Annotated in this window: 12 protein-coding genes; 4 read left to right on the top strand and 8 right to left on the bottom strand. The window is 72.6% G+C overall.

What is annotated here, in order from left to right:
* Positions 1 to 647 precede the first annotated feature (647 nt).
* Genes hemB through ACIBF8_RS24975 form a run of 5 tightly spaced genes read right to left on the bottom strand, consistent with a single transcriptional unit; the run spans position 648 to position 6,358 of the window.
* Complete coding sequence (gene hemB / locus ACIBF8_RS24995; RefSeq protein WP_396786024.1) at positions 648 to 1,631, bottom strand: porphobilinogen synthase; 984 nt, start codon at positions 1,629 to 1,631, stop codon at positions 648 to 650.
* A gap of 20 nt (positions 1,632 to 1,651) precedes the next feature.
* Positions 1,652 to 3,232, bottom strand: a complete 1,581-nt coding sequence (locus ACIBF8_RS24990) for a uroporphyrinogen-III synthase (protein WP_124819086.1) — start codon at positions 3,230 to 3,232, stop codon at positions 1,652 to 1,654.
* A complete protein-coding gene (gene hemC, locus ACIBF8_RS24985) occupies positions 3,229 to 4,197 on the bottom strand; it encodes a hydroxymethylbilane synthase (RefSeq protein WP_396786021.1) in 969 nt (322 codons plus the stop codon). The genes ACIBF8_RS24990 and hemC overlap by 4 nt, the downstream gene beginning before the upstream one ends.
* A complete protein-coding gene (locus tag ACIBF8_RS24980) occupies positions 4,194 to 5,591 on the bottom strand; it encodes a glutamyl-tRNA reductase (protein WP_396786019.1) in 1,398 nt (465 codons plus the stop codon). Before ACIBF8_RS24980 ends, hemC begins: the two co-directional genes overlap by 4 nt.
* Positions 5,588 to 6,358 carry a redox-sensing transcriptional repressor Rex gene (locus ACIBF8_RS24975; RefSeq protein ID WP_396786017.1) on the bottom strand — a complete coding sequence of 257 codons (771 nt, stop codon included), beginning with the start codon at positions 6,356 to 6,358 and terminating at the stop codon, positions 5,588 to 5,590. Before ACIBF8_RS24975 ends, ACIBF8_RS24980 begins: the two co-directional genes overlap by 4 nt.
* A gap of 526 nt (positions 6,359 to 6,884) precedes the next feature.
* Here ACIBF8_RS24975 and ACIBF8_RS24970 point away from each other — a divergent pair.
* Both ACIBF8_RS24970 and ACIBF8_RS24965 read left to right on the top strand, forming a co-directional pair.
* Complete coding sequence (locus tag ACIBF8_RS24970) at positions 6,885 to 8,189, top strand: sensor histidine kinase (protein WP_396786014.1); 1,305 nt, start codon at positions 6,885 to 6,887, stop codon at positions 8,187 to 8,189.
* Between the two features lie 176 nt (positions 8,190 to 8,365).
* Complete coding sequence (locus ACIBF8_RS24965) at positions 8,366 to 9,019, top strand: response regulator transcription factor (protein ID WP_387174276.1); 654 nt, start codon at positions 8,366 to 8,368, stop codon at positions 9,017 to 9,019.
* Here the strand turns inward: ACIBF8_RS24965 and ACIBF8_RS24960 are convergent.
* From ACIBF8_RS24960 to ACIBF8_RS24950, 3 genes are read right to left on the bottom strand one after another with little or no spacing between them, the layout of a single operon-like run.
* Positions 9,000 to 9,662 carry an HAD family hydrolase gene (locus ACIBF8_RS24960; RefSeq protein WP_396786012.1) on the bottom strand — a complete coding sequence of 221 codons (663 nt, stop codon included), beginning with the start codon at positions 9,660 to 9,662 and terminating at the stop codon, positions 9,000 to 9,002. The genes ACIBF8_RS24965 and ACIBF8_RS24960 overlap by 20 nt on opposite strands.
* Positions 9,663 to 9,682: 20 nt before the next feature.
* Positions 9,683 to 9,937, bottom strand: coding sequence for a glutaredoxin family protein (locus ACIBF8_RS24955; RefSeq protein WP_238658313.1), 255 nt, complete (start codon positions 9,935 to 9,937; stop codon positions 9,683 to 9,685).
* The gene (locus tag ACIBF8_RS24950; RefSeq protein WP_396786039.1) at positions 9,927 to 11,552 is read right to left on the bottom strand and encodes an AMP-binding protein; all 1,626 of its coding nucleotides are present in this window, start codon (positions 11,550 to 11,552) and stop codon (positions 9,927 to 9,929) included. Before ACIBF8_RS24950 ends, ACIBF8_RS24955 begins: the two co-directional genes overlap by 11 nt.
* Before the next feature lie 592 nt (positions 11,553 to 12,144).
* Here ACIBF8_RS24950 and ACIBF8_RS24945 point away from each other — a divergent pair.
* Both ACIBF8_RS24945 and ACIBF8_RS24940 read left to right on the top strand, forming a co-directional pair.
* Positions 12,145 to 13,080, top strand: coding sequence for an ECF subfamily RNA polymerase sigma factor, BldN family (locus ACIBF8_RS24945; protein ID WP_396786011.1), 936 nt, complete (start codon positions 12,145 to 12,147; stop codon positions 13,078 to 13,080).
* A gap of 289 nt (positions 13,081 to 13,369) precedes the next feature.
* A complete protein-coding gene (locus ACIBF8_RS24940; RefSeq protein ID WP_396786009.1) occupies positions 13,370 to 14,239 on the top strand; it encodes a DUF5667 domain-containing protein in 870 nt (289 codons plus the stop codon).
* Positions 14,240 to 14,251 lie beyond the last annotated feature (12 nt).

The following is a 14,251-nucleotide window of genomic DNA, read 5'->3' as shown; positions in this document are numbered from 1 at the left end:
TGCAGCAAATAAGACCAACGACTAAAGATCAACCAACCGAGGTGGTCCAGTTTCAGCCGGACCACGGTGGTCAGGTTTGGAGCGGCGTTGACAACGATGCCAACGACCGGCCATGGGATGTCGGAGGGCTCGCTCGGTAGGTCGTCCATGCCTCCACCGTCCCGGCTCGCCCCGTTTCTCGCAGCCCCGTTCGGCTGGCCTGTGGACAACGGAGGGACCTGTGGACAACCAGGCACCCGTCACCGTGGCGAGGGTGGCTTTCACTCAGGGGTCGAAGTCGTGGGCTTGAGCAGCACGTCCTCGAGGCGACGGAGCAGGGACGCAATCCCTGACCTATCCCCTTTGCTCTGCACCCTGATACGCGCCGCCCCGACAGGCCGCCCCGATGCACGCCGCCCTGATGCACGCCACGCTGATGCGCCACGCTGATCAGTGCCGGTCGAGGACCGTAGCCGGCGCGTCCGCGGGTGCAAAGCAAAGGCAGACGCGGGGACATCGGGGGCCAGGATCCATCACAGTCAGGCACGGGTCTGCCAGACAAGACCTGGACCGCGCGAGCTGGACCCCAGCGGTCACGGCCGCGTCAAGCTCCACCGAGGGCGCCACGATCGGCGCAGGGTGGGAGACGACGGCCGTGGACGGTCCGCTCAGTAGCGCTGGCGGAGCAGCTTGGCGGCCTCGACGGCCCAGTAGGTGAGGATGACCTGCGCCCCGGCCCGCTTGATCGAGGTGAGCGTCTCCAGCATCACCCGTTCCCGGTCGATCCAACCGTTCGCGGCGGCCGCCTCGACCATCGCGTACTCGCCGGAGACCTGGTAGGCGGCGACCGGAACGTCCACCGCGGCCCGTACCGCCGACACCACGTCGAGGTAGGGCAGCGCCGGCTTGACCATCACCAGATCGGCGCCCTCGGCGACATCGAGCGCGACCTCGCGTAGCGACTCACGCAGATTGGCCGGGTCCTGCTGGTAGGTGCGCCGGTCGCCCTCCAGCGTCGACTCCACCGCCTCGCGGAACGGGCCGTAGAACGCCGAGGCGTACTTCACGGCGTACGCCAACACGGCCACGTCCTGGTAGCCGGCGGCGTCGAGCGCCCGGCGTACGACGCCCACCTGGCCGTCCATCATCCCGGACGGCCCGACCATGCCGACCCCGGCGGCGGCCTGGGCCACCGCCATCTCGGCGTACGCGGCCAGGGTGGCGTCGTTGTCGACCTCACCGTCTCCGGTGAGCAGCCCGCAGTGCCCGTGCGAGGTGAACTCGTCGAGGCACAGGTCGCTCATCACCACCGTGGCATCGCCCACCTCGGCCACCACGTCGCGGATGGCGACGTTGAGGATGCCGTTCGGGTCGATGCCGCCGGAGCCGGTCGGGTCGCGCTGCTCCGGCACGCCGAAGAGCATGATCCCGCCGACACCGGCCCGGACCGCCTCGACGGCCGCCTTGCGCAGCGAGTCCCGGGAGTGCTGGAGCACCCCCGGGAGCGACCCGATGGCCCGGGGCTCGGTCAGCCCCTCCTTGACGAACATCGGCACGACCAGCTCGGCCGGGTCGACCCGGGTCTCGGACACCAGCCGGCGGATCGCCGGGGTGCGGCGCAGCCGGCGGGGCCGGATCTCGGGGTACGACATGGCAGGCCCTCCTCGAACGACTACCGGAAGCGCAGGGCGGTCGGCCCCTGCACCTTCGAGCCACGGCGCTGCTTGGCCGGCATGGCAGCCAGCTTCTCGCGCAGCTCGACGGCGTAGGCGGCGAGCGCCTCCACCAGGTCGGGCACCGAGGCGTGCGGCGGCTGGACGTCGACCCGCAGGCCGAACTCCGTCGCGGTCTCCGCCGTCTTGGGCCCAATGACGGCAACAACGGTCCGCGCGTGCGGCTTCCCGGCGATGCCGACCAGGTTGCGCACGGTGGAGGACGAGGTGAAGAGCACCGCGTCGAAGCCGCCCGACTTGATCGCGTCGCGGATCTCGGCGGGCGGCGGAGCGGCCCGCACCGTCCGGTACGCGGTCACGTCGTCGACCTCCCAGCCACGCTCGGTGAGCCCGGCGGCGAGCGTCTCGGTGGCGATGTCGGCGCGCGGCAGCAGAACCCGGCCCACCGGGTCGAGGATCTCGTCGTGCGGGGAGAACTCGGCCAGCAGACCCTCGGAGGACTGCTCCCCGGCGGGGATCAGCTCCGGCTGGATGCCGAACGCGCGGACCGCGTCCGCCGTGGCCTCACCGATGCAAGCGATCTTGACGCCGCCGAAGTGCCGGGCGTCGAGACCGTGCTCGGCGAACTTCTCCCAGACCGCGCGGACCGCGTTCACCGACGTGAAGATCACCCAGGCGTACCGGCCGTCGACCAGGCCCTTGACGGCCCGCTCCATCTGCGCCGGGGTACGCGGCGGCTCGACCGCGATGGTCGGCACCTCGCACGGGATCGCCCCGTACGCGCGCAGCCGCGCGCTCATCGCGCCGGCCTGCTCCTTGGTGCGGGGTACCAGCACCTTCCAGCCGTACAGCGGGCGGTTCTCCCACCAGCTCAGCTTGTCGCGCTGCCCCACCCCGACGCCGACGGTGAGCACCACCCGGCCGGTGAAGCCGAGCGCGGCGGCCACGAAGCTGTCCACGGTCGACGTGGTCGTGTACTGGGTCTCGCCGGTGCCGTCGCCGGTCACTCCGACGCCGGTGGTGCCGTCGACGCCGGCGGCGAGCAGCCCGTCCCGGACGGCGGCGAGGTCACCGGCGTCCACGGCGAGCGCCAGCGAACCCCGGCCGACGGCCGTGGCCAGCGCCTCGAAGTCCAGTGCGCTGACGTCCTCGACATCGGCGGCCGTCCGCACGCCCGGCAGCGGGACTCCCGCGTAGGTGGCCACGCCCTCGGCCTGACCGACGCCGGGGACCACCTCGAAGTGGGCGGCGGTGCGGGCCACCGCCTGCACCTCCTTGACCACCGAGTCGTGGCCGAACGGATCGCCGGCGACCAGGTGCACCGCGTTCAACCCGGAGCGGGCCGCGGAGATCAGCACCTTCGCCACGTCCCCCGGCGCGCCCTCGGCCGGGGTGAACTCGGCATCGTCTCTGGCCTCGGCGCGGACGACGGCGAGCAACGACTCCGGGACTCCCCGGTCGTAGATCACCTGGTCGGCGTCGACCAGGGCGTCGTGGGCCCGGCGGGTCAGCAGGCCCGGGTCACCGGGGCCAGCCCCGACGAACGCGATACGGCCGACGGGCTTACGGGTGCGGGTCATTCTGTGCTCCCAAATTGCTGGGTCCCCGGGCCGGTGTGTCCTTCGTGGCCGAGGATCGAGTCGGCGCCGAGGTCGAGGAGTTCGGCGGCGAGTGCCTTACCGATCTCCGCCGCGTCGGCGGGCGTTCCGGTGCGGGACAGCCGGAGGTCACGAGTGCCGTCCGGGCTGATCACCGCCCCGCGCAGGTAGATCTCATCGCCGGTCTCGCCTTCGGCGAGTTCGGCATAGGCGGCGACGGGTGCGCTGCACCCGGCCTCCAGGGTTGCCAGCAACGCGCGTTCCGCGGTGACCGCGGCGTGCGACGGTGCATGGTCGAGCACTGCGAGCAGCTCGACCAGGTCCTGGTCGTCGACCCGGCACTCCACGGCCAGCGCACCCTGGGCGGGTGCGGGCAGCATGAGCATCGGGTCCAGCGACTCGGTGATCACGTCGAGCCGGCCGAGTCGGGCCAGACCGGCCCGGGCCAGGACGACGGCGTCCAGGTCGGCCTCGGGGCCGAGCACCCGCGCCAGGCGGGTGTCGACGTTGCCTCGGATCGGGGTGACCTCCAGTTGCAGCCCGAGGGCGTGCAGTTGGGCCATCCGGCGCAGCGCACCGGTGCCTACCGTGGCCCCGGGCGGCAGCTCGGCGAGGGTCCGGCCGTTGCGGGCCACCAACGCGTCGCGCGGGTCCTGCCGAGGCGGCACCGCCGCGATGTGCAGCCCGCCAGCGGCTGCCGTGGGCAGATCCTTGTACGAGTGCACCGCGAAGTCGATGGTCCGGGCGGTCAGCGCGTCGCGCAGCGCGGAGACGAACACCCCGACGCCGAGCCGGTGCACCGGCGCGTTGGAGCGGTCGCCCGCGGTGACCACCTCGACCAGCTCGACCGGGCGGCCGGTGGCGGCGGTGACCGCCTCGGCGACCTGGCCGGATTGGGCCAGGGCCAGGGCGCTGCCCCGGGTGCCGAGGCGCAGGGGGGCGGTCATCGCGCACCTCCGGTGGGTGGGATCGGCCCGGCGGCGTCGGCCCCGGGAACCGGGTCGGTGCCGGGCAGCGCCAGGCCGAGGTCGGGGGTCAGCACGTCCGGGACGGTGTCCACCGGCGAGGTCTGCGGCACCTCAAGGTCGAACAGTTCCCGCAGCAGCGCCGCGTACTGGTCGCCGCCGGGCTCCGCCGCCAACTGGCGGACCTTGACGGTGGGCTGGTGCAGCAGCCGCTGTACGACCCGGTGCACCGTGCGGGCCACCTCGGCCCGCAGGTCGTCGCCGAGGTCGGGGCGACGCTGGGCCAGCCGGCGCAGCTCGGCGGTGACCACGTCGTCGGCCCGCCCGCGCAGCGCAGCCACGGTGGGTGCCACGTCGGCGCCACGCAGCCAGGTGAGGAAGCCGTCCACCTCGCCGAGCACGATGCGTTCGACGGCTGCGGCGTCGGCGGCCGCCGGACCGTCGGCGAGCAGCGCCGCCATCCGGTCGATGTCGATCACCTCGACGCCGGGAAGCTCGGCGACTCCCTCTTCGACGTCGCGGGGAACGGCCAGGTCGAGGAGGACCAGTGGGCCCCGGCTCGGATCGCGCTCGGCCAGCGCGGCGGTGACCACCGCCCGGGTGAGGACCGGTTCGGTGGACGCGGTGGCGGCCACTACGATGTCCACTGTGGAGAGAGTGTCGGCCAACTCGGTCATCGGCGCGGCACTCGCCCCGTACGACTCGGCCAGCCGGACGGCCCGGTCGGCGCCCCGGTTGCTGACGGTGAGCGGCCCGGCGCCCAGCCGGGACAGCGTGGCCACCCCGAGCGAACCCATCGCGCCGGCGCCGACCACCAGGGCCGGGCGGCCGACGAGGTCGCCGTCGAGGTGCCCGGCGGCCAGCTCCAGTGCGGCGGTGACGACGCTCTGGCCGGCCCGGTCGATGCCGGTCTCGGCGTGGGCGCGCTTGCCGACCCGCAGCGCCTGCTGCATCAGCTCGTGCAACAGCCGGCCGGCCGAGTCGGCGCCGGTGGCCCAGTGGTACGCGTCGCGCAGCTGGCCGAGGATCTGCGCCTCGCCCACCACCATCGAGTCCAGACCGGTGGCGACCCGGAAGACGTGGTCCACGGCGGCGTTGTCGTAGTGCACGTAGAGGTGGCTGGCGAGCGCTGTCGGCGAGCTGCCGGCCTGCTCGGCCAGGACGGCGCAGACGTCGCCGAGGCCGCCGTGGAAACCGGACACGGCGGCGTAGACCTCCACCCGGTTGCAGGTGGAGACGATCACCGCCTCGGCCACGTACGGCTGAGCGACCAGGCGGTCCAGTGTGCGGGTCAGGTCGGCGGGGGGCACGGCCAGCTGCTCCAGCGTGGCGACCGGGGCGGTCCGGTAGGACGCGCCGACGACGAGCAGTTTCACGTGCCGATCGCCTCCTGGTTGTCGGTGGCCGCGAACCCGCCGGGCAGGGCGGTGAGAGCGGACCCGCCGGTGGCGGGCAACGCGGTCAGCGACGCCTTGCGGTGCTCGTGGAAGGACAGAATCTGCAGCTCGATGGCGAGGTCGACCTTGCGCACGTCGACCCCCTCCGGAACCGAGAGTACGCACGGCGCGAAGTTGAGGATGCTCGTCACGCCGACGGCGACCAGTTGGTCGGCGACCTGCTGGGCGGCGGCGGCCGGGGTGGCGATCACGCCGATCGCGAGGGATTCCTCGGCGGCGACCGTCGGCAGGTCGTCGACATGCCGGACTACCAGGCCGTTGATCTCCTCACCGACTCGGGAGGGATCGGCGTCGAGCAGCGCGGCGATCCGGAAGCCTCGGCTGGCGAAGCCGTCGTAGCCGGCCAGAGCGTGACCGAGATTACCCACGCCGACCAGGGCGACCGCCCGGCGTTGAGTGAGCCCGAGCACATACTCGATCTGCTCGATCAGCAGCGCGACGTCGTAGCCGACCCCCCGGGTGCCGTACGAGCCGAGGTGGGAGAGGTCCTTGCGGAGCTTGGCGGAGTTGACCCCGGCGGCAGCGGAGAGGCCCTCGCTGGAGACCGTCTCGTGCCCGGTGTCGGCGAGGTTGTGCAGCGCGCGCAGGTACTCCGGGAGCCGCGCGACGGTCGCCTCGGGCAGATCCGGGAGCGCCGGTACGGCACCGGCGCGGCCGGGCGCGCCTGGGTGACGGTGCTGACTCATGAGACTCCGTGCGGTGCGATCCTCGGCCAACTCCGCTGGTCGGCCGTTTGTGGACTCCCGCTGGCGACCGAGGTTGCCGGCTGTGCTAGCAGGGCGCGTCGGAGTCACAGCGTAGGCGCTTGTGAAGACGTGCACAAATCGCGATCTTGCCGCTGCGTGACGCGACCTCACCAGCACCTCCATTCCGCAAGATCGATTAAACGCCCAGGTCCGCCCACGACCCCGGGCGATTATTGCTCAATCCCGACTTCTCTGACCAATCCCGCGCCGACCCTGGCCCGCGCCGCGGCCACTCCCCGCGATCTTGCACTTCCTGTCCCCGCCTTCCCCGCATAGCGGGACAAATCGCCAACCGTAACTGCAAGATCGGCGCGGTGGGGCGTAGGGCGGGGGCGGGGTGGGGCGGGGTAGGGCGGGGTGGGGTGGGGTGGGGTGGGGCGGGGCGGGGCGGGGTAGGGGCAGCACTACGGGGGAGAGGCGGGGCTTCGGGATGGGGACGCCGGGCCCAGATGCCTAGCCTTTGGGCATGACCGCCGTTGCCGCCACCAGCGACCGACCGACGCTGGCACCGAGCATCCCCCGCCAGCTCTTCGTCGACTCCGGGTACGTGCTGCTCGGCTTGCCCCTGGCGGTGGCCAGCTTCGTCGTCCTCATCGTCGGCCTCGCGGTCGGCATCGGTCTGGTGGTCACGGTGATCGGCCTGCCGATCCTCAGCGGAACCCTGTACGCCGCCCGTGGGCTGGCCGACATCGAGCGGCTGCGGCTGCCCGCGGTGCTGCACCAGCCCCGGATCCGGCCGCACTACCGGCTGCCCGAGGCGGGTGCGAACGCCTGGCGGCGGATCTTCGTGCCGATGCGGGACGCCCAGTCCTGGCTCGACCTGGCGCACGGCATCCTGCGGCTGATCGCGGCGGCGGGCACCTTCGTGGTGGCCCTGGCGTGGTGGGCCGCCGCCGTCGGCGGCTCGCTCTACTGGGCCTACGACTGGGCCCTGCCCCGGGCCGACGGTGAGGGTGACCAGGATCTGGCGCAGCTGCTCGGTCTGGGCGACTCGACCACCGCCCGGATCGGCCTGTACACCGCGCTCGGGGTGTTCTTCCTGATCACCCTGCCGATCGTGGTACGGGGTTGCGCACTGCTCCAGGCCAGCTTCGCCAAGGCCATGCTGACCGGCGTGGCCGAGATGCGCGACCGGATCACCGTGCTGGAGGAGCAGAAGCGGGCCGCCGTGTCCGCCGAGGCTTCCGCGCTGCGCCGGTTGGAACGCGACATTCACGATGGCCCCCAGCAGCGCCTGGTCCGGCTGGCGATGGACCTCAGTCGGGCCCGGATGCAGCTCGCCTCGGACCCGGAGGCGGCCGGCCGCACCATCGACGAGGCGGTCACCCAGACCCGGGACACGCTGGCGGAACTACGGGCGCTGTCCCGGGGCATCGCGCCGCCGATCCTGGTCGACCGTGGCCTGCCCAGCGCGCTGGCCGCGATCGCCGGCCGCGGGCTGATCCCGATCGAACTTCAGGTGGACCCGCAGCTCGGCACCCCGGCCGGGCGGCTCGACCCGGCGGTGGAGAACACCGCGTACTTCGTGGTGTCCGAGGCGCTGACCAACGTCGCCAAGCACAGCCGGGCCACCGAGGCCACGGTGGCCGTCGCCCGGCAGGGCACCCACCTACAGGTGCGGGTGGGCGACGACGGGCAGGGTGGGGCACACCTGGCCAAGGGGCACGGGCTGGCCGGCATCGCCGACCGGGTCCGGGCCGCCGGCGGTGAACTGGTGGTGGTCAGCCCGAGCGGCGGCCCCACCGAGATCCGGGCGGAGCTTCCCCTGTGAGCGCGAGGAGTGAGCCGGGTTTGCGAGCCCCGCAGTCGCGAACAAAGGAAATGCTGTGAGCGCGAGGAGTGAGCCGGGTTTTGCGAGCCCCGCAGTCGCGAACAAGGAGATGCTGTGAGCGGTCCGGCATCGCGCCGAGCCCGGACGACAGGCCGGACGTGGTAGACAACACAGCCATGCGCATCGTGATCGCCGACGACGCCGTTCTGCTCCGGGAGGGGCTGGTCCGGCTGCTGACCGAGAGCGGGCACCAGGTGGTGGCCGCCGTCGGGGACGGTGGCGCCCTGGTCGAGGCGGTGGTGGAGCACCGGCCCGACGTCTCGATCGTCGACGTCCGGATGCCGCCGTCGCACACCGACGAGGGGCTGCGGGCCGCCGTGGAGGCCCGGCGGCTGGTTCCGCGTACTCCGATCCTGGTGCTCTCCCAGTACGTCGAGGTCTCGTACGCCGATGATCTGCTCGCCACCACCGGCGGCGCCGGCGGCGGGATCGGCTACCTGCTCAAGGACCGGGTGGCCGCGATCGACGAGTTCCTGGACGCCCTGCGCAGGGTGGCGGGCGGCGGCACGGTGCTCGACCCGGAGGTGGTCGGTCAGCTCTTCGCTCGCCGCCGACGCGACGACCCGCTGCGCGAGCTGACCCCGCGCGAGCGGGAGGTGCTCGCCCTGATGGCCGAGGGACGCTCGAACACCGCCATCGCCCGCGCTCTCGTGGTCAGCGACGGCGCGGTGGAGAAGCATGTGCGCAACATCTTCACCAAGCTCACCCTGCCACCGGACACCGAGCAGCACCGGCGGGTGCTGGCCGTCCTCACCTACCTGCGGAACTGACCTCCCGGGCCAGGGCCACCGCGTCGGTGAGGGTGTCGGCCACCGGGTGACCGGAGGCGCGCAACCGAGCCGGGTCGGTGAACCCGCCGGTGTAGAGCACGGCACGGCCGCCCACCGCGAGCGCGGCGTCCGCGTCATCGATGGAGTCGCCGATCAGCACCACCGACGTGCCGTCCACGTCCAGCTCGGCCAGGTGCTGCCGAAGCGACTCGGCCTTGCGGTCGCCGCCGACCGCGGCCCGCAGCCCGTCGACTCGGGTGAAGTGGTCGGTCAGCCCGAAGGTGTGCACGGTCGGCACCAACTCCTCGTGGAACCACATGGAGAGCAGGCTCTGGCTGCCCGGCCAGGACGCCATCGCGGCGCGCGCGTCGGCGGCCAGCTCGCAGGTGGTCAACCCGGTGCGGTACGCGTCGTGGAAGATCCGGTCCAGTCGGCCGAACTCGTCGTCGTCCACGGCCTGTCCCAGCACGTCGGCGTAGTACTCGGCGATCGGCCGGCGAAACCGCACCCGGTGCTCGTCGGGGGTGACGGTCGGCCCGCCCAGGCTCGCGAACACGACGTTGGTGGCGGACACCACCAGGCTGAGGTCGTTGAGCAGGGTGCCGTTCCAGTCCCAGACCAGGTGTGGGTGCGCAGGGGTCATCAGAGCACCATAGGCACCGCTCAGAGCTGCGGAGTGGTCAGGTCCCGCAGCAGCCGGTCCTCCTCGACCCGCCAGTAGCCGTGCTCCTTGCCGTCGAGCATCACCACCGGCAGCCGGTCTCCGTACTCCCGCTCCAACCCCTCGTCACCGGTGACGTCCCACTCGACCCACTTGTCGCCGGTGACCGCCACCACCCGGTCGAGCGCCGCCTTGGCGTCGTCGCACAGGTGGCAGCCGGGTCGGGTGATCAGGGCGAGGCGGGCGTCAGTGGACATCGGTTACCTCCGTGCGGTCGGTCGGCGTCGCCGACCGGAGCTGAGTCTTGCGTACCTTGCCGATCGCCGAGTGCGGCAGGGCGTCGACGAACTCGACGGCGGTCGGGCACTTGAACCGGGCCAGGTTCCGTGCGCAGTGGGCGAGCAACTCCTCGCTGGTCACCGGTCGTCCCGGCGCCGGCACCACGTACGCCCGCACAGTCTCGCCGGTCCGCGGGTGTGGCACACCCAGTACCGCCGACTCGACCACCCCGGGGTGCCCGGTGAGCACCAGCTCGACCTCGTGCGGATAGACGTTGAACCCGTTGACCAGGATCAACTCGCCGAGCCGGTCGACCAGGAAGAGGTCGCCGTCCTCGTCGGCGTACGCGATGTCGCCGGTGCCCCACCAGCCGTCGGCGTCCGGGCCGCCCCGCCCGTCGGGCCAGTAGCCAGCGAAGAGGTTGGGGCCGCGCACGACGATCTGCCCCGGGTCGGTGCCCGGCGCCACATCGGAGATGTCCAGCTCATCCGGGTCGTCGTCGGGCACGGCGAGCCCGTCGCGCCACAGGTCCACCCCGTCGGCGGCGATCAGGCGCAGTTGCACACCGGGCAGTGGCCGGCCGATCGAGCCCGGCTTCGCCACGCCGCCGACCAGGGTGGAGGTGAGCACCGGCGCGGTCTCGGTGAGGCCGTACCCGATGTGCACCTGATGGCCGGTGACCTCGGTGAAGCGCGCCGCGACCGCGGGTTCCAGCGGTGCCGCGCCGCAGACCGCCACCCGCACCGACGCGGTCGCCGCGCGGGCGGTGGCAGCGCCAGCCCAGGTCAGGAACATCGACGGTACGCCGACCAGCACGCTGACCCGGTGCCGGGCGATCTGGTCCAGCCCCGCCGTCGGGCCCGGCTCGTCGAGCAGCACGCCGGTCGCGCCGTGGTGCACGACCGCGCCCAGCCCCGAGTTGAGCCCGTACGCGTGGAACAGCGGCAACGCGAGCAGAACGGTGTCCGCCGGCCCGACCACCGGCGGCTCGATCGCGTCGACCTGTTCGTGGTTGGCGAGCAGCGCCTGGTGCGAGAGCATCGCTCCCTTGGGTCGCCCCTCGGTGCCGGAGGTGTAGAGCAGTACCGCCAGGTCGGCGCCGCCTCGACCCGGACGGGGCGCCGGTCCGGGTGCCTCGGCGGTCGGTGGCGTGCCGTGCACGCAGGTGAGCGCGGGCAGCTCGGCGGCCACGTCGGCGACCAGGTCCCGGACGCGTTCGCTGGCGATCAGCACCGACGCGCCGCAGTCGTCCAGCACGTGCCGTAGCTCCGGGGCGGTGAAGCCGGGGTTCACCGGCACGGCGACCAGACCGGCGCGGAGGGCGCCGAGCCAGGCGATCACGAAGTCCGGCGTGTTGGGCAGCGCGATGGCAACGCGTGGCGGGGTACCGCCGGGGTGGGTGGGTGGCGCGGCGGCGGACAGACCGCGTGCGGCGGCGTCCACGGCGGCGTCCAGTTCGGACCAGCTGAGGGTGTGCTCGCGCCAGTGCAGGGCGGGACGGTCGGCGCGGTCGAGAGCCGCCCGGCGGACCCGGTCGGCGAGGTTCGGTGCGGGGCTTTCCGAGTGGTCCGGCACGGTGACCGAGTCTGGCACAGCGGGCAACGACGGACCATGCCCGATGGGCGACGACGGACCATGCCCGACGGTCGGGGCCACGCCCGGGGGACGGCATCGCGATAGTCCCGTGTACGGGACCGCACCGTGTGCCACCGGCGATCCGATCAGGTCCTGCCAATGGGACGGGCGACGCAGTCCGCGGGCGGTTCGGGCGCCCCCTCCCCACCGCCCGGCGGGGCGAGTCGGCCGAACGGGCGACACGCCTGCGACCTGGGCATCCACCCTGGAACACCGCACCGACGGAAAGTCAATCGCACACGACGGACAACCGGTCCGCCACCGGTGCGACAGAGCGGGAAATACTTCCGCCTTGTGTAACGGACTTGCCACGCGCGGGTGACGTTGGCCCTATCATCACTCGGGTCGGGTCACCCCATTTGCCGTGAGTCGACACCCCTCAGCCCGAGGAGGCCCCCGTGCCTGTGAGCGCATTGGACCAGCACCTCCAGGGGAATTGCCGCCCGTCGGCAACCCCCGCGACCGTCCTGCCCGACCGGTTGCCCGGTCGGTCCGCCCCGACGAGACCTAGACCGGCCCGACCGGCGACCGACGGGACGGGGGCACAGCGGTGACCACCTTTGGTTACGCGGAACGTCCGGTCGGCCTGACCGGTCAGCCGGCCCGCTCGCACGTCAACGAGCGACCAGCGGCACGTGCCCCACTGGACGAACAACACGGCGCGGCGCAGCGGATCCGCAGCCGGCCGCACCACAACGAACCGCCGCCGCGGCCCGCGGTACCCGGGGGAAACGCGAAGCCGGCCGGCGGCCGGGTCGCCGTGCCGGCCCGACCCACCATGCCCGTGCAGGGTCGTCGGATAAGCGACACACCGGCCGTGACCACCGATCCGGCGGCGGGTGAGACAGCGGTGATCCCGGCCGTGCCGGCCAGCACCGCCACCACCCCGACCGGCTTCCCGAGCCGCCCGGACCCGTCCGACCCGGCGACCGAGGTCTGGACGCTGATCGAGCGGGCCCAGGCCGGCGAGTCCGAGGCGTTCGGTCTGATCTACGACCGGTACGTGGACACCGTCTTCCGGTTCGTCTACTTCCGGGTCGGCAACCGGCAACTCGCCGAGGACCTCACCTCGGACACCTTCCTGCGCGCGCTCAAGCGGATCGGCAGCTTCACCTGGCAGGGCCGCGACCTCGGCGCCTGGTTGGTGACGATCGCCCGCAACCTGGTCGCGGACCACTTCAAGTCCGGCCGGTACCGGTTGGAGGTCACCACCGGCGACGTGCTCGACGCCGACCGGGAGGACCGGGGCCCGGAGGGCAGCCCGGAGGCGGCGGTGGTGGAGCACATCACCAACGTCGCGCTGCTCACCGCCGTGAAGCAGCTCAACCCGGAGCAGCAGGAGTGCATCGTGCTGCGTTTCCTGCAGGGCTTCTCGGTCGCCGAGACGGCTCGCGCGATGGGCAAGAACGAGGGTGCCATCAAGGCCCTCCAGTACCGCGCCGTTCGCGCCCTGGCCCGACTCCTGCCCGACGGCTTCCAGCCGTAGTTCGCAACGGCGGGACCGATGGACGTCGATCAACGTCCGTGCAGCTCAGAGTCGGTCCCGCCCGGTGATGACGATCACTTTCTGTAATTTCCGCTCCGCCAGGCCCGTAACCCGTGCCCGGCCCGCCGCGTTTCTCCGGGTGCGACCGGTGGATGTCCCGGCAGGCCCGGGTCACCGAGGTCCGACCGGCATGCCGGCGGCACCTCACCTCCGTGGTGTCACACTGCCGCCCGGTCGCTGGCAACGACGGCGGCCGACCGGCCGTGACCAGCGAGAGGAGGTGCCTGCGGTGGACAACACCCTCTTCTCCCGCCGGCGCGCGGAGCGCTTCGCGCAGCTTCTCGACGAGGCCAACGGCGCGCGGCGACACCACGTGCGATCCCGGGTGGACGGTCAACTCGCGCCACTCGTCGCGGTGGGTCAACGGCTCAGCGTCGACCCCCCGGCTGTCGAGGTGGACCAGGAATTCCGCACCGGCCTGCGGGCGATGCTGCTCGCCACCGCGGAGCGGGAAGGGCTGGGCAGCACACCGGCGGCGGTCAGCGAACCGGCCGCCACGACCGCCCGTGGCCGGCTGCTGCCGGCGGTCACCGCCCGACGGGCCCGAGCCCGGGGCGCGATCCTGGTCGGCATCGCCGCCGGGGCCATCGCCGTCTCCGGAATCTCCGCCGCCAGCGAGAACGCGGTGCCCGGTGACGCGCTGTACGGCATGAAGCGCTCGACCGAACGCGCGCAACTCGCCTTGGCCAGCTCGGACATCAGTCGCGGTCAGCTCTTCCTGGACTTCGCCCGCACCAGAGTTGGCGAAGCCGCCAAGCTGCGCGGCGACCGGATCGGTTACAGCGCGGTCCTCGACGACATGGACGCCGACAGCCGGCAGGGAGTTCGCCTGCTGACCTCGGCGGCGGTGCAGCGGGCCGAGCCGGGCAGCCTGGACACGCTCAACACCTTCGTGTCGAGCCAGCGCCGGGCGGTACGCGGCCTGCTCGACGGGGGCACCCGCGTCGACCGGGAACGGACCCAGCGGTCGCTGCTGCTCCTGGACAGCATCCGGGAACGCTCGGACGACCTGCGCGCGGCGATCGCCTGCGGCCTGCCGGCACCCACCGCCAGCGACGCCCTCGGGCCGAACCCGAGCGCCTGCCCGGGCACTCGCTGACCGAGCCCCTTA

Origin of the sequence: Micromonospora sp. NPDC050276, from assembly GCF_044459545.1 — a bacterium.
In the GTDB taxonomy this organism is placed as follows: Bacteria; Actinomycetota; Actinomycetes; order Mycobacteriales; family Micromonosporaceae; genus Micromonospora.
Note: the sequence above shows the minus strand (reverse complement) of the source record. Positions and strands in the feature narration are given on the sequence as shown.

What these genes read in the sequence shown, in the direction of transcription:
- hemB (WP_396786024.1), bottom strand. Translation starts at nt 1,631, where the DNA reads ATGTCGTACCCCGAGATCCGGCCCCGCCGGCTGCGCCGCACCCCGGCG.
- ACIBF8_RS24990 (WP_124819086.1), bottom strand. Translation starts at nt 3,232, where the DNA reads ATGACCCGCACCCGTAAGCCCGTCGGCCGTATCGCGTTCGTCGGGGCT.
- hemC (WP_396786021.1), bottom strand. Translation starts at nt 4,197, where the DNA reads ATGACCGCCCCCCTGCGCCTCGGCACCCGGGGCAGCGCCCTGGCCCTG.
- ACIBF8_RS24975 (WP_396786017.1), bottom strand. Translation starts at nt 6,358, where the DNA reads ATGAGTCAGCACCGTCACCCAGGCGCGCCCGGCCGCGCCGGTGCCGTA.
- ACIBF8_RS24970 (WP_396786014.1), top strand. Translation starts at nt 6,885, where the DNA reads ATGACCGCCGTTGCCGCCACCAGCGACCGACCGACGCTGGCACCGAGC.
- ACIBF8_RS24965 (WP_387174276.1), top strand. Translation starts at nt 8,366, where the DNA reads ATGCGCATCGTGATCGCCGACGACGCCGTTCTGCTCCGGGAGGGGCTG.
- ACIBF8_RS24960 (WP_396786012.1), bottom strand. Translation starts at nt 9,662, where the DNA reads ATGACCCCTGCGCACCCACACCTGGTCTGGGACTGGAACGGCACCCTG.
- ACIBF8_RS24955 (WP_238658313.1), bottom strand. Translation starts at nt 9,937, where the DNA reads ATGTCCACTGACGCCCGCCTCGCCCTGATCACCCGACCCGGCTGCCAC.